At 75.7% G+C, this 14,986-nt stretch carries 9 protein-coding genes; 3 read left to right on the forward strand and 6 right to left on the reverse strand.

Going from position 1 to position 14,986, the window contains the following annotated elements:
• Window positions 1-19: 19 nt before the first annotated feature.
• Window positions 20-1,222, reverse strand: coding sequence for a hypothetical protein (locus tag GA0070623_RS04045; RefSeq protein WP_231932649.1), 1,203 nt, complete (start codon window positions 1,220-1,222; stop codon window positions 20-22).
• A 276-nt stretch (window positions 1,223-1,498) separates the two neighbouring features.
• Here GA0070623_RS04045 and GA0070623_RS04050 point away from each other — a divergent pair, with 276 nt between their 5' ends.
• From GA0070623_RS04050 to GA0070623_RS04060, 3 genes are all read left to right on the forward strand, one after another.
• Window positions 1,499-3,148, forward strand: coding sequence for an ABC transporter ATP-binding protein (locus GA0070623_RS04050; RefSeq protein ID WP_197700088.1), 1,650 nt, complete (start codon window positions 1,499-1,501; stop codon window positions 3,146-3,148).
• A gap of 50 nt (window positions 3,149-3,198) precedes the next feature.
• Window positions 3,199-4,878 (forward strand): ABC transporter ATP-binding protein, encoded by a 1,680-nt coding sequence (locus GA0070623_RS04055; RefSeq protein ID WP_172898490.1) that lies wholly within the window; start codon window positions 3,199-3,201, stop codon window positions 4,876-4,878.
• Window positions 4,879-4,941: 63 nt separating this feature from the next.
• Window positions 4,942-5,646, forward strand: a complete 705-nt coding sequence (locus GA0070623_RS04060) for a VOC family protein (RefSeq protein WP_089003902.1) — start codon at window positions 4,942-4,944, stop codon at window positions 5,644-5,646.
• Window positions 5,647-5,716: 70 nt separating this feature from the next.
• Here the strand turns inward: GA0070623_RS04060 and GA0070623_RS04065 are convergent, their stop codons facing one another.
• The 5 genes from GA0070623_RS04065 to GA0070623_RS04085 form a co-directional block, all read right to left on the reverse strand.
• Window positions 5,717-6,616, reverse strand: coding sequence for a hypothetical protein (locus GA0070623_RS04065; RefSeq protein ID WP_067308316.1), 900 nt, complete (start codon window positions 6,614-6,616; stop codon window positions 5,717-5,719).
• Window positions 6,613-7,080, reverse strand: coding sequence for a hypothetical protein (locus GA0070623_RS04070; RefSeq protein WP_067308313.1), 468 nt, complete (start codon window positions 7,078-7,080; stop codon window positions 6,613-6,615). The genes GA0070623_RS04065 and GA0070623_RS04070 overlap by 4 nt, the downstream gene beginning before the upstream one ends.
• A 58-nt stretch (window positions 7,081-7,138) precedes the next feature.
• The gene (locus tag GA0070623_RS04075; protein WP_089003903.1) at window positions 7,139-10,171 is read right to left on the reverse strand and encodes a M48 family metalloprotease; all 3,033 of its coding nucleotides are present in this window, start codon (window positions 10,169-10,171) and stop codon (window positions 7,139-7,141) included.
• Between the two features lie 170 nt (window positions 10,172-10,341).
• A complete protein-coding gene (locus GA0070623_RS04080) occupies window positions 10,342-10,641 on the reverse strand; it encodes an STAS domain-containing protein (protein WP_067308307.1) in 300 nt (99 codons plus the stop codon).
• Complete coding sequence (locus GA0070623_RS04085) at window positions 10,638-14,744, reverse strand: SpoIIE family protein phosphatase (protein WP_067308304.1); 4,107 nt, start codon at window positions 14,742-14,744, stop codon at window positions 10,638-10,640. The genes GA0070623_RS04080 and GA0070623_RS04085 overlap by 4 nt, the downstream gene beginning before the upstream one ends.
• Window positions 14,745-14,986 lie beyond the last annotated feature (242 nt).

The following is a 14,986-nucleotide window of genomic DNA, read 5'->3' on the forward strand; positions in this document are numbered from 1 at the left end:
CCGTCGCCCGTCCCCGGGGTCAACGCCCGGTGCGCCGCGCCCGGGCGGCACCGACCGACGCCACCAGCAGCAGACCGGCGACGATCACCCCGACCCCCAGCAGCAACGACCGGACCCCACCGGCGTCGGCCCGGTGAGGACCGGCGTCGACCGCTCCCGGCGCGGGGGCGGACGACGACCCGGTGGCCGGCGCGGACACGGCCGACACGGCGACGGACACGGACGGCACCGGCGACGCGGCTCCCCCGGGCAGGGCGTAACGCAGGACCGTCGGCCGGGTTCCGGCCGGCTGGCCGGCGGTCTCGGAGACGGTGAGCAACCACCGGCCGTCCCGGCTGTAGCTGACCGACTCGCCCTGCGGCTCGTCCGGCAGCGGGACCACCCGGGGCGGCGTGCCGCCGGTCAGCGCGGCCACCACGTCGCCGTCGGGGACGTCGAACTCGAACGCGTCGGCGTAGGTGCGCAGCACCACCCGACGGCCGTCCGGCGCGGTGGCCCCACCGGTGACCAGTCGACGGCCGAAGAACGAGTACGGGTTCGCCGTCGTGGTGGTCGGCAACCGGAGCTGCCCGGCCCGCCGCATCGGCACCGTCACACCGGCCCGGGGCGGCCCGGTCGGCACGTACACGCCGGCCTCCCCGCCCTGCTTGGTCACCACCACCGGCAGGCCGTCCCGGCCGAGCAGCAGCGCCTCCGCGTCGTGCGGGCCGTCGGGGTAGGACAACCGGTGCAGCACCGGTCGGCGGGAGCCGGGCGCGAGCCGCCACAGCGCCACCGTGGACCGGACCCGGTCGTTGTCGCCGATGTCCGCGACCCAGACCGTCCCGTCCGCGCCGACCGCCAGGTCCTCGGTGTCACGGGGACGCGAGGGGTAGGGCACCGAACGCACCACCGCGCAGCGGGTGTCGAGGAAGAAGATCCGCCGTCGGGACGCCTCGTCGGCGCCGTCGTTGACCATCACGAACCCCGAGTCGGTGGCCACCATCCCGGAGATCTCGGTCAGCCGCTCGTCGCGTACCCGGCACGCCACGTCGGCAGCCGCGGCGCGGGCCGTGCCCGGCAGCGCCGCCGGGGCCGGAACCGGCAGCGCCGCCGGGACCACTGCCGCCGGGACCGGGGCCGGCAGGGCCGCCGGGGCCGGGACGACGGCGGGCACCACGAGCGCGGCGAGCAGCCACTTCGACCAGCCGGCCCGCGCGGGCGCGCCCCCTCGCCGCGTCATCCACCCTCCCCCGCCGTGCCGGTGGCGGTTCTCCGCCGCCGGGGATCCGTCCACAGGGAGCTTGTCCGCTCGCCGGCCACCACGTCAACGCGGCGGGGCGGGGCGGGGTGGGGCGGCCGGTGCCCCGGGTGCCAGCCGGACGGGCCGGCATGCCCGACGATCGATGGTTAGCCTGGGCCGGTGCCCCCACGACTACCCCACCCCGACCCCGGCAGCCCGGACACGGCGGGGCCGCTGCGGTACATCTGGTGGCTGGTCCGCTGCCAACCGGGGCGGGTGCTGCGCGGCGGGCTGATCGGCACGGTCTGGATGGTGGGGCTCTCGGTGCGGCCCTTCCTGATCGCCCGGGCCATCGACGACGGGCTGCGCACCGGGGACACCGGGGCACTGCTGCGCTGGTGCGCCGCGATCGTCGCGGCCGGGGCCGCGGTGGCCTGGGCGGGCATCCTGCGGCACCGGACGATGACCTACGTCCGGGAGGACGCCAGCGCCCGTTCGGCGGCGGTGCTGCTGCGACAGCTCGCCCGGGTCGGCGCGGTGCTGCCCCGCCGGCTCGCCGCCGGTGACGTCGCCACCGTCGGCGGGTACGACATCGTGCGTACCTCGCAGGTGCTCACGCTGACCGGCCCGGGGGTGGGCGCGGTGCTGGCCTACGCGGTCGCCGCCGTGGTGCTCTGGTCGATCGACCCGCTGCTCGCGTCGGTGACGCTGCTGGGGGTGCCGGCGGTCGCGTTGACCATCGGGCCGCTGCTGCGCCGGTTGGAGCGGGCCGAGTCGGTCTACCGGCAGCGGCAGGGCGAGCTGACCACCCGGGCCGACGACATCGTGGCCGGGCTGCGGGTGCTCGCCGGGGTGGGTGGTCGGCACCTGTTCGCCCGCCGGTACGTCGCGCGGTCGCGGCGGCTGCGGGCCGAGGGGTACCGGGTGGGCGCGGTGCTCAGCTGGGTCGACGCGCTGACCACCGTCGTCCCCGGGGCCTTCCTCGCCGCGGTGGTGTGGCTGGCCGCCCGGATGACCGCCGAGGGCACGCTCACCGTCGGGCAGCTGGTGGCCGTCTACGGCTACGTCGCGGTGCTCGTCGTGCCGGTCTGGTTCCTGTTGGAGGGCAGCTACCAGGTGATCCAGGGACGGGTCGCCGCCCGGCGGATCGTCGATCTGCTCCGGCTCGCCCCCGACCCGGTGGGTGGCCCGGTGACCCACGCCGCCCCGACCGGTCCGGCCGAGCTGCACGACCCCGACACCGGATTGACGGTCAGGCCGGGCCGGTTGACCGGGGTCGCCGCCGACGACCCGGCCGAGGCGGTCGCCCTGGCCGACCGGCTGGGCCGGTACGTCCCCAGCGCGGTGACCTGGGGCGGGATCCCGGTGACCGGGGTCGGGCTGGACGAGGTACGGGCCCGGATCCTGGTCGTCGACCACGACGGGTACCTCTTCGCCGGCACGCTGCGGGAGATCCTGGCCGGCCCGACCGGCGGGGCGGCCGACGACGCCCGGATCGGCGCGGCGCTGGACGTGGCGTCGGCCCGTGACCTCGCCGACGGCCTCCCCGCCGGCCTGGACACCCCGGTCGGCGACCGGGGCCGCACCCTGTCCGGGGGCCAGCGGCAACGGGTCCGGCTGGCCCGCGCCCTGCTCGCCGAGCCGGAGGTGCTGATCCTGGTCGACCCGACGTCGGCGGTGGACGCGCACACCGAGGCGCGGGTGGCGCAGCGCCTGCGGCAGGCCCGCGCCGGCCGGACCACCGTGGTGCTGAGCACCTCGCCGGTGCTGCTCGGCCACGCCGATACCGTCGCCCACCTGCACGCCGGCCGGGTCACCGGTGCCGGCCCGCACACCGCGCTGCTGGCCGACGACCCGGGTTACCGACGGCTGGTGTCCCGCGCGGGCGGCACGGACGACGAGCCGGTCGGGCGGCCGGTCCGGTGACGCGCCTTCCGGTCGCGGGTGCCCCCGTGGTACGCCGGGCCGCGCGGGACATGCTCGCCGGTGACCGGCGGGCGGTCGTCGTCGTGCTGGTGCTGCACTGCGCCGCCGCGCTCGCCGGGCTGGCCGCGCCGTGGCTGGTCGGTCGGATCGTCGACGAGATCGCCGCCGGCTCGGGCACCGGCACGGTGGACCGGTTGGCGCTCGCCATCGGCGGTTGCGTACTGGCCCAGGGGCTGCTCTCCCGCTACGCCCAGTACGCCGGGCACCGGTTCGGCGAGCGGGCGGTGGCCCGGCTGCGGGAGGACTTCGTGACCCGACTGCTCGGCCTGCCCGTCTCGGTGGTGGAGCACGCCGGCACCGGTGACCTGGCCACCCGGGGTTCGGTGGACGTGTCCACGGTGGGCACCATGCTGCGCGACGTGGTGCCGGTGCTGGTCATCACGGGAACCCACCTGGTGCTGCTGTTCGGCGCGGTGTTCCTGCTGGACCCGCTGCTCGGCCTGGTGGCGCTCACCGGGCTCCCGTCGATCCTGGCGGCGGTGCGCTGGTACCTGCGCCGGGCCACCCCGGCCTACCTGGCCGAGGGGGCCGCGACGGCGGAGCTGACCGAGGCGCTGACCACGACCGCCGAAGGCGCCCGTACCACCGAGGCGCTGCGGCTGGGCGGGGAGCGGATCGCCCACGGCACCCGACGCATCGGCGCGGTGTGGGCCACCCGCCGGGCCACCCTCGCCCTGCGGTCGGTGGTCTTTCCGGTGGTGGAGGGGAGCTATCCGATCCCGATCGCGGCCGTGCTGCTCACCGGGGGCGTCCTGCTGGCCCGGGGCCGGGTCAGCCTGGGTGAGGTGGTCGCCGCCACGCTCTACCTGCAACAGGCGATCGAGCCGCTGGACCGGCTGCTGCAGTGGGTGGAGCAGGCGCAGCGGGGCGTCGCCTCGTTCGCCCGGGTGCTCGGTGTCGGGCAGGTGCCACCCGAGCCGCGCGGCCGGGCCGCCGTGCCCGTCGGGCGCGCGGTGCAGGTGCGCGGCGCGACGTTCCGCTATCCGGACGGTCCGCAGGTGCTGCACGGCATCGACCTGACGGTCGCGCCGGGGGAACGGCTCGCGGTGGTCGGCCCGTCCGGGGCGGGCAAGTCCACCCTGGCCAGGCTGCTGGCCGGGATCGACGTGCCCGCCGAGGGAGAGGTACGCCTCGGCGGCGTCCCGGTCACCGACCTCGACCCGGCCGAGCGACGTCGGCGGATCGCCCTGGTCACCCAGGAGCACCACGTCTTCATCGGTTCGCTACGGGACAACCTGGCGTTCGCCGCGCCGGGCGTCACCGACGAGCGGATGCGGGCCGCGCTGGCCACGGTGGGCGCCGACTGGTACGCCGACCTGCCGGACGGTCTGGACACCCCGCTCGGTGCCGGGGTGCGGGACCTCGGCCCGGCCGACGCCCAGCAGCTGGCGCTGGCCCGGCTCGTCCTCGCCGACCCGGACATCCTCATCCTCGACGAGGCGACCGCCGCGCTGGATCCGACGACCGCCCGGCGGACCGAGCGGGCGCTCGGCGCGGTGCTGGCCGGGCGGACGGTCGTCGCCATCGCGCACCGGCTCGACACCGCGCACGACGCCGACCGGGTGGCGGTGCTGGACGACGGCCGGATCACCGAGGTGGGCCGGCACGACGAGCTGGTCGCCGCGGACGGCGGCTACGCCGCCCTCTGGCGCTCCTGGCACGGCCACTGACCCGCTCCCGCCGGCCGGCGTAATTGCCTTGTCGTCCCGCCGGCCCGTGTCTACCGTGCGGTGATGCTCTCCCGACCGTTGACGGTGACCTTCGACGCGCACGATCCGGTCCGCCTGGCGCGGTTCTGGGCCGGACTGCTCGACCGCGAGGTCGCTGCGGAGGCCGGCGGCGGCGCCTGCCTGCCCGGCACGGCCACCCAGCCCGGCCTCCGGTTCGTGCCGGATGCCACCCGCAAGGCCGGGCCGAACCGGATGCACCTGCACCTGACCAGCACCGACCCCGACGACCAGCAGCAGCAGGTGGCGACCGCGCTGGATCTCGGCGGCACCCACCTCGACGTCGGGCAGCGGCCCGAGGAGCGGCACGTCGTGTTGGCCGATCCCGAGGGCAACGAGTTCTGCGTCATCGGGCCGGGCAACTCCTTCCTCGCCGGGTGCGGCCTGCTCGGCGAGATCGCCTGCGACGGCACCCGGGCGGTGGGCCTCTTCTGGAGCTCGGCGCTGGGCTGGCCGCTGGTGTGGGACCGGGACGAGGAGACCGCCGTCCAGTCGCCGGACGGTGGCACCAAGGTCGCCTGGGGCGGCCCGCCGGTGAACCCCAAGCGGGGGCGCAACCGGCAACGCTTCGACCTGGTGCCCGAGGGTGACCGGCAGGCGGCGGTCGATCGGCTGGTCGACCTCGGGGCCACCCGGGTCGAGGTCGACGCGGACGGCGTCGTCGTGCTGGCCGACCCGGACGGCAACGAGTTCGGTGTGCTGGCCGGCTGAGGCCGGAGCTGTCTCCGAGGTCAGCCCCGCTGACCAGGGCGGTCTCGGGCGGCGGTCCCGCCGACCGGGACTATTTCGGGGGGTGGCTCTGCTTCCCAGCTGCCCGCAGGCCGTCGTACAGGGCGCGGGCGACGGTCGCCGGGACGTAGCCGGCGCGGGCACTGTCCACGTACACCACCCGGTAGCCCTCGGCGGTGTGCAACGTGCCGCCGCCAGCGAGGAGCCGGCGCCGGTCCGCCGGGGACAGGTTCTCCCCCGGGTTGGTCACCAGCCACCGCCGCGTCGGGTCTTCCCGGAACGCCCTGCGCAGGCCGGGCAGCAGTGACAGGTAGCGGTCACCGCCCGGCGGCTCGGCGGCGGTGAATGGATAGACGGTTATCACGCTCTTTCCGGCCGCCGCCCGGACCAGCGGGGAGTCGGTGACCAGCCTGGCGTAGTCCACGCGGGACAGCACCACCTTGAGCATCACCAGCGCGAAGCCGGCCTGGCGGGTGCTCAGGTGGCTCGTGACCGTCTCGTCGTCCGGGATCAGCCGGCCGAACGGCTCCCGGGCGCCGGACAGCGGCACGGTGTCCAAGGTCGGGTCGTTGCCGGCGAGCGGATCCAGCAGGTACCCGTCGCCGCCCACGTCGGCGGGGAGCGCCGGGCGCAGTTCCGGGTGACCGTGCGTCCTGGCCCAGGCGAGCAGGGCCGCCAGCTCGGTACGCAGCGCCAACCGGTTCCGGGCGACCGTCGCCTCGTCGGCGGGCACGGTGTTCGTCGGGGTGAACCGGAAGCCTCCCGGATAGTCGGCGAGCCGGTCGACCAGGAGGCCCCGGGCGGCCGGTGAGGTGCCGACGGGCGTCGGCGAGGTGCCGGGAACCGGCGGCGGCCCGTCGGACGGTTCACGGTCGGCGCAGCCGACCAGCAGCCCGCTCAGGGTGAGCCCCGCCAGTCCCAGAACCCGGCGGCGGGTCGTGCGGCCGGTCACGATCCGCCCCCGGACCGGTGCCGCAGCAGGACGGCGTACGCGGCGTCGGCGATCAGCCGGCACCGTCGGGGGGAGACACCGACGACGGGTCCGACGGCGAGAACCGCCGCGCGGACCGCATCGGCCCGTGCCGGAAGCTCCCGGGCGACCGGCGCGTCGACCCGTGGGTGTCGTCGCAGCCGCTGCCAGCGGCGTCGCCGGCCACGCTCCGCGCCGGGTGCCGGCATCCGGCTGAGCGCCGCCGTCAACACCGGAAAGACCACGGTCACCAGCAGTCCGTCGTCCAGTCCCACGCCGATCCGCCCGCCGCGCCACCGCCCGACCCGTACCGGCTCCCCCAGATCACCGGCGAGCCAGGCCGCGGTGACCTCCGGCAGCAGCGCCGTCTCCTGCGGCGCGGCGGTCCGCACCACCTCCTCCACGAGGTCGCTGAGCCGCAGCGACCGGTCCGTCGACTCTGTCATCGTCTACCGCCGATCGGTCGGGTGGATCGCGGACGGGGTGACCGGACAGGACCACCCCTCAGGAATCAAGGGCATGGATGACCAACCGGGCGCCGACCACCGTCAGGTCGTCCAGCAGGAGCTGTTCCTTGGGCGTCAACTGGTCCCGGAACGGAATGCCGTAGCCGATCTCGGCGGACAGCACGGTGTGTCCCACCGCGACGACGACCCGCGCCCCACCCACGACGACCGGCAGCCCGCCGACCGCCGAGGATTCGGTGATCCTGACCCGGAAGCTGTCGTACGGCAGATCGGGGCGGGGCATGGCCACCACCCAGCGGTGCGCCACCCGCCCGTCGGCGAGCGGCGACGGCACCGACCACCGGGGGCAGGCGGTGACGACCTCCCGTTGCGCCGTGAGCAGCCGGGTCGCCGCCTGCGCCGTCGGGTAGGAGGTCACCCGCAGCCGCAGGGTCGCGCCCAGCGGCGGCAAGGTGCTCGCCGGCACCGCCACCACGAGCGTGCCGTCGGCGGCCGCCGCCAGGTCCCGCTCGGCCCGGGAATCGGCGGCGAACCGGTCCGCGCAGGACCGGGGACGCACCCGGACCGGATCGACCTCACCGAACGGCTGGACGCCCGGGGTGAGGCTCCACGTCGACGGCAGGCCCCGCCGCGCCTCGGTCAGGGCGGCGTCGATGGCCGACCGGTCCAGTGGCCGACCCGGATCCCGGGCGGCCGGTCGACTCCGTCCGTCGTCCGGGGCGGCGGGATCCACCCGGGCCGACCGCAGCAGGTCCCAGTCGCCGGCCCGGCCGGTCACCGGCGCCGTCCAGCCCAGCGCCACCACGCCGACCACCGCGACGGCCAGCGTCGCCGTGGTCACCGGTAGCGGCCAGAAGGCCCGCCACCGGCGGCTCCGGTGACCGGTGCCGCCGCGATCCGGTCGGCGTACCCTCCGCACCCACCAGGCGGCTCCCAGGTCGCGCGAGAGCAGCAGCGGCGGCAGCGAGCAGACCAGCGCCCCGGTGAGCAGCCACGCCGGCCGTTCGAGGAAGCCCCGCAGGTGCGGCAGTGCCGGATCGGTTCCCCCGGCGGCGTCCCGGGCGAAGTGGACGATCCCGGCGACCGCGGTGACCCCCGCGCCGACCGACCAGGCCAGGACGACACCGCGTACGCCGCGGGCCAGCAGCACCACCGCCGCGACAGACCAGCCGGCCGCCGCGCACAGCCACCACCGCAGAAACAGCAGATAGAAGGCATCCCCACCGGCGGACCGCCCAGCCAGCAGGTCGGTCGCGGCGACCCCCGCGCCGACCGCCGCGGCCCCGGTCAGCAGGACCGCCGCGGTCAGCCGCTTCGATCCGGCGACCGGTCGACGGTGGACCCTCGGGCGTCGGCCCTCTCGGGCGGGCCGGCGGACCAGCAGCAGCGCGGCCACCGGCACCGCCAGCAGCGCGCAGCGCGCGACAGGGCCGGGCGTGCTCCACAATGCCCGGTCGATCGGCCCGCTGTGCCAGGCCCAGTGCCCGAACACCAGCAGGGTGGCGGTGATCAGCACCGCCGTCAGCAGGACCGCCACGGCGAGCACCGTCGCCGCCATGGCCACGGCACGACGGGCGTCCCTCGGCATCCGCGCCAGCGCCTCGGCGGACCCGAGCGCCACCGCGCCCACCCCGACCAGTACGGGCAGCATCAGGGCGAACGCGCCGACCTCGAAGCCGGCCAGGAACACGCCGTACACCGCACGGGTCGCGCCGTAGCCGGGCAGGACGTAGCCGGCGGCCAACCCCAGCCCGGAACCGAGCATCCGACCCCACCGCCGCGTGACCGACACGGGACGGCGGGACCACAGCGGCACCACGACGAGCGTCCAGAGCAGCGCCGCGACGGCCAGGGCCAGGTCACCGGCATCGACGGACGGCACCGGACTGTCCCACCGCTGCAACGGCCTGAGCAGCGACTGGAACGCGAACATCGCCACCAGGCCGGCCACCACCGCGACGACGAAGCCGTCCTCCCAGTGCGGGTCGCGGTCCAGTGCGCGAACCCGCTGCGGACCCGTCGGGTGCCGGGCCAGCAACCTGCCCGGTATGCTGCGCCACGCCCGTCGCCCGTCGTCGTCGCCGACAGCCGCCGCCAGGGCGTCGCGCAGGTCGGCGTGGTCGACCGCGAACCGGTCGGCGGCATGCTCACGCCGCCGCAGCACCGCCGCCCGCAGCAGCAGGACCACCGCCGCGAGCAGGGCAGTGACCGGCAGGGTCAACGCGTAGTGCCGGGTCGACGGCCCCGGACGGAGCAGGACCGGTGCCAGCGCCAGCAACAGCACGGGCAGGGTGAGCCAGCCGGTCCACCAGGTCGCCGAGGCCCACGCCACGTCCCGGGCCCGGACGTGGGCCAACTCGTGCAGCAGCACCAGGTCGAGCAGGTCGCGGCTGCCGTACGCGTGCGCGACCGGCACCACCACCAGCGGCCGACCGAACGGCACCGCCGTGGTGTACGCCTGCCGCACGCCGATCGGCGCGACGACCAGCCGGGGCTGCCGGCCGCCGAGCCCCAGCGTGGCGCACCAGTGGTCGAAGCGCTCCCGGACGACGACGGCGCCCCGCGCGCCGACCGGCCGGCGGCGGACCCGACGCCACACGGCCCGCCGCGCGGACAGGCTGTCGAGCAGCACGGCCACTCCGGCGAGGACGAGCGTAGCCACCGCCCCGCCGCCCTGGGACAGCCCCCGGGTGGCCTCGAAGCCGGCGGCGCACCGGTCGTACTCGTCGCCCCGGCCGATCAGGCGGGCGGCCTGTCCGCCGTCCGGCGGCAGGTCCCGCAGTGCCGCGCACGCCTGGACCTCGCCCCAGCGGCCGAGGTCGTGGACGACGAAGGCGGCGTCGCCGGCCGCCACCCCCACCCCGGCCAGGCAGCACAGCACCAGCAGGTGCAGCCAGCGCAGCCGGGTGAGCGGTGGCCGGCGCGGCCGGTCGGGTCTCGGCGGGGACGGCACGACACCGGCGGTGGGCACGGTGGCGGCCGGTGCGGGAGGAGCCCCCGAGGGTGCGTCGGTGTGCGGGGCACCGGGTGTGGGAGCGGTCGACGGTGGACGGTGTCCAGTGCTGTCCATGGGTCACCCACCTCACGCTCGTCGGCGGCAGGGCGAGCGTAGGGCGGCGGACCCGGCGGAGCTGTCGGGTTCGCGATCGTGCCGGCCGGGACCGCCCGAAGCGGCAGGCCCCGACCCGCCGGGCGTACGGGTCGGCCGGTCCTTCGGTGCCCGGCGGTCGACCGGTCGGGTCAGTCCCGGATCGTCACCGTGGTGAGGTCGCGCAGACCGGAGATGGTCAGCACGCTGTCCAGCAACGGATTGGCCACCACCCGGAGCTGGTCGACGTGGGCGAACAACGCCGCGAGCGCCGCGCTGTCCAGGTACTCCACGGCGGTCAGGTCCACGGTCAGCCGGTGTCCGTCCACGACGGCGTCGGCGATCGCCGTCCGGAACAGGTCGGCGTTGCTCATGTCGATCTCGCCGACGACGGTCAGCACCGGGGCGCCGTCCGCCTGGAGGCCGGTGGCCAGGTCCAGAGGCGTGTTCATGCGGGGATCCTCGTGTGCAGCTCGACGGTGGTGCCGGTGTCGGTGGTCCGGATGTCGACGTGTGCCATCAACGCGCGCATCAGCTTGATGCCGCGTCCCCGTTCGTGATCGAGCTCGGGTACCTTCCACCGTCCCGAGTCGACCACCGTGACGAACAGGTCGGCGCCGGTGGCCACGGCGAGCAGCCGGATCAGGCCGGGGCGGGCGTCGCGGTGGCCGTGCTCGACCGCGTTCGCGCAGGCCTCACCGGTGGCCACCAGCACGTCCTGGGCCAGGTGCGGATCGGCGCCGGTGCGCCGCAGCCACTGCCGCAGGGTGGAGCGCACCGGCGCCATCTGCGACCGGTCGGCGGGGAACGACAGCTCCAGCGGAGCCGGATGACGGTAGAGCAGCAGGGCGATGTCGTCGTAGCCGCCCTGCGGGGTCATCCGGCTCATCACCCGGTCGGCGAGCTGCTCCACGCCCATGGCGTGGTCCTCGCGGACGGCCGAGGCGGCCTGCGCGATCCCGGTGTCGAGTGACTGGCGGCGGCGCTCCACCAGACCGTCGGTGTAGAGCAGCAGCACGGCGCGGGGCGGGACGACACAGGTGGCGTCGGGGCGTCCGCCCCCCGACGGGATGCCCAGCGGGCTGCCCCGCCCGCCGGCGAGCAGCTCGGTGCGGCCGTCGGGGTGGGTCAGGATCGCGGGCGGATGCCCGGCGCTGCTGTAGGTCAGCTTTCCGGTCTCCGGGTCGAGGATGCCGCAGAACACCGTGGTGCAGGCCGCCCCGGGCAGCATCCGGGCGAACCGGTCCAGCGCGGTGAGCACCTGCGCCGGGCTGGACGCCTCCAGCAGCAGCGCCCGGCAGGCACTGCGCAGTTGCCCCATCACCGCGGCGGCGGGCAGCCCCCGGCCGACGCAGTCGCCGACGACGATGCCGATCCGGCCGTCCGGCAGGTTCACCGCGTCGTACCAGTCGCCGCCGACCTCGAGCGGGCGGGTGGCCGGCTCGTAGCGGACGGCGAAGCCCTCGGGCAGGTCGGCCGGGCCGAGGATGGCGCGTTGCAGCGCGACCGCCACCGCGCGCTGCTGGTCGGCGGCGTGGGCGCGCTGCAACGCCTGGCCGAGCGCCCCGCACAGGAGCAGCAGCAGCATCTGGTCCTCGGTGCCGAAACCGCGCGCCGGGTCGAGTTCGAGCCAGATCACCAGCGGACCCTGCGGCGAGTCGACAGTGGTGCCGGCACCGGCCGGCCGGACGCCGGTGGCCGGGTCGATGGTCACCCGCAGCGCCGGCTGCGACCGGAGCCCGGTGATCGTGTCGCGGACCGGGCCGGGGAGCTGCGCCCAGTCGACGTCGGGGGTGGCGGTCAGGGTGGGTGCGTCGTCCGCCGCCCAGTGGGTGGCGAACACCCGGTGCGCCTGCCACAGGTGGCGCAGCTCCTCCACCCCGGCCTGGAGCACCTCGACGGTGCTGGCGGCCCGGGACAGCCGCTGGTTGAGCACGCTGAGGGCGGTCTCCCGCTGAACCGCGTACCGTTCGGCGGTGACGTCGCGGATGGTGCCGACGACCATCCGCCGGCCGTGGTCGTCGGTGACCGCGTTGAACGCGACGGCCGTCCAGAGCCGGTGCCCGTCGCGGTGTCGCAGCGGCACCACGAACGAGCCGTGCGTCACTGTCATGGCCTGGGCGAACGCGTCGGCCACCAGCCGGTTCGCCGACGGGTCGGCCGGGTCGTCGGGCCACCACGGGTAGCGGGGGCGGTAGGGCAGCCCCTCCGGGCCGTAGCCGAACAGGTCGGCGAAGGCGGTGTTCATCTCGACCAGGACACCCTCGGCGTCCAGGACGAAGAAGCCCTCCTGCAACGAGTTGATCATCGCGGTCCGCCAGGTGGCGTGGTGGTTGCGCAGCCGGGCCAGGTCGACGTTGGCGCGGACCCGGGCCAGGAGTTCCTCGGCGGAGAACGGCTTGACCAGGTAGTCGTCGGCGCCGGCCTCCAGCCCCTCGACGGCGGCCTCCTGACCCGCGCGGGCCGACAGCAGCAGCACCGGCACCCCCATGGTGCGGGGATCCGCGCGGAGCGCGGCGACCAGTTCGAGGCCGTCCAGGCCGGGCATCATCACGTCGCTGACGATCAGGTCGGGCAGGTCGGTGCGGGCGCGGGCCAGGGCGGCGTAGCCGTCTCCCACCGCGGTGACGTCGTAGCGGGAGCGCAGCAGCCGGTGCAGGTACTCCCGCATGTCCGCGTTGTCGTCGGCGATCAGCACCCGGGGGCGGTCCGGGCCGACGTCGTCGGACCGCGTCGGCTCCGGCAGCGGCCGGTGGTCGGTGTCGTCGGCGGGCAGCCAGCGCAGCGCCTCCCGGACGAACGGCTCGGCGGTGTCCGACGGCGCCGTGGATCCGGTGTCTCCGACGACGTGCTCGGCGGGCAGGTGGGCGACGCCGAACGGGATCCGCACGGTGAAGGTGGTGCCGACGTCCGGGGTGCTGTCCACGGCGATCGTGCCGCCGTGCAGGCCGACCAGTTCCCTGACCAGGGCCAGTCCGATCCCGCTGCCCTCGTGCGACCGGGACCGGGCCTGTGGCACCCGGTGGAACCGTTCGAACAGCCGGGGTATCTCGTCGGCCGACACGCCGATGCCGGTGTCGGCGACCTGCACGGTCGGCACCCCGTCGCGCTCGGCCACCGAGACCCGGATGCCGCCGTGGAAGGTGAACTTCAGGGCGTTGCTGAGCAGGTTGAGGACCACCTTCTCCCACATCGTCCGGTCGACGTGCACCGGGCCGGACAGCGGCGGGCAGTCCACGTCCAGGGTCAGGCCGGCGCGTTCGACAGCCGCCCGGAAGACACTGGCCAGCTCGGCGGTGAACCGGGCCAGGTCGACGGGCTCGTAGCTCGCCTGCATCCGGCCGGCCTCGATGCGGGAGAAGTCGAGCAGCGCGGTGACCAGCTTGCCCAACCGCAGCGCGTTGCGGTTGATCACCTCCAGCTCGTCGCGGACCTGCTCGTCCCGGTCGCCCAGCCGGGCGCGCAGCTCCTGCAACGGTCCGTTGATCAGGGTGAGCGGGGTGCGGAACTCGTGGCTGATGTTGGAGAAGAACGCCGTCTTCGCCCGGTCCAGCTCCACCAGCTCCTCGGCCCGCTGCTGCTGCACCTCGTAGGCCACCGCGCCGTTGATCAGGGCGGCGGTCTGCCGGGCCACCAGGTCGAGGAAGGTGCGGTAGCCCTCGTCGAGCGCCCGGCCGGCACTGGCGGCCAGCACGATGACGCCGATGTCCTCGGCGCCGGTCTCGCCGTGCAGCGGCAGCACCACCGCCTCGGTGGGCGCGGTCTGCCAGCCGCCCGTGGGCAGCTCGCCGATCCGGGCGACGACGTCGGTGACGTGCGCCGGCTGACCGTCGGCGAGGACGTCGGCCACCGGCCACACCGCCGCGGTGTCCCCGGCGGCGGCCCGGTCGGCCTCGCCGGCCAGCGTGCTGGCGGCCAGCCGCAGGGCACCGCCCGCGGTACGCAGGTGCACCGCCGCATACGGCACGTCCACCCCGGCCCGGCCGAGCGACGCGGCGACCAGCCCGCACGCCTCGCCCACGGTACGGGCGGTGCCGGCCTGCGCGCCGAGGTCCTGCAGGGCGGCGAGCCGGCGCTGGCCGATCACCCGCTCGGTGGTGTCGCTCACCGCGGTGAAGACACCCCGTACCACGCCGTCGTCGTCGTGCAGCGGGCTGTAGGAGTACGTCCAGTAGGTCTCCTCCCAGTAGCCGTGCCGGTTCATCGGCAGCAGGAGGTCCTCCGACCAGGTCGCCTCGCCGGTCTCGACCACGCCGCGCAGCATCGGCCCGATGATGTGCCAGATCTCGGCCCACACCTGGTCGCCCGGCTTGCCCAGCGCGGGATGCTTGCTGCCGAGCAGCGGGCCGTAGGCGTCGTTGTAGAGGAACCGCAGCTCCGGCCCCCACCACACGATCATCGGGAAGCGGGAGGTCAGGCAGATCCGGGTGGCCGTGCGCAGGCTCGCCGGCCATCCGTCGACCGGGCCGAGGGAGGTGGCGGACCAGTCGACGGCGCGCATCCGCGCCGCCATCTCGCTGGTGCCGGTGAACACGGAACGCCACGCCTCGGCCATCGCCGTCCTGCCCTCCCGCACGTCTCGCGCAGGGACGACCGCGTGTCCGCGGGTCGTCGCCGGCCACCGGCAGAGGTTCCCGCCGTTGCGGCACAGCATGCCGCATCGGCGACCGGTGCCGAAATCCGGCACCTGCCGACCCGGCCCGGACCACGCCGGGCACGGCTCCCGTCCGGTCGCCGGCGGCCGGGACGACGACGCCCGGCCGCCGGACGACCGTTTCGGGAAAGTTTCGGCTGCCG

It is taken from the genome of Micromonospora rifamycinica, from assembly GCF_900090265.1.
GTDB lineage: Bacteria > Actinomycetota > Actinomycetes > Mycobacteriales > Micromonosporaceae > Micromonospora > Micromonospora rifamycinica.